The sequence below is a fragment of the Marinobacter confluentis genome (assembly GCF_004785685.1).
Lineage (GTDB): Bacteria > Pseudomonadota > Gammaproteobacteria > Pseudomonadales > Oleiphilaceae > Marinobacter > Marinobacter confluentis.
Map to the genome: position 1 here is coordinate 1 of NZ_SRPF01000044.1, position 316 is coordinate 316.

General features: G+C 58.9%; 1 protein-coding gene. It reads left to right on the top strand.

What is annotated here, in order from left to right; genetic code table 11:
* Positions 1-316: hypothetical protein (locus E5Q11_RS17475; protein WP_135804717.1), on the top strand; the 316-nt coding region annotated here is incomplete at both ends.

Sequence of the window (316 nt, forward strand, 5' to 3'; positions counted from 1 at the left end):
CCAGTGGCAGCCCCTGCGAACCGAACGCCGCTTTGAATACGACAGCCACAACGACCTGATCGCCGCTGAAGATGCGGGTGGTGGCATCGAACGCTACGGCTACGACAACCATATGCTGACCAGCCGACAGCTTGCCGGTGGATACAGCTTTTATCTTGAATGGGACGAAGCCTCACCAAGCGGGCGTTGCGTGCAGCAATGGGGCGATAGTGCCCAGGTGGATACCCGGTTTGAATGGGATGACGAGAATCACACCTGCACCGTCAGCTACGTCGACGGCAGCAAGGAAATCTGGCATTACGAGGGCGGCGCCCAA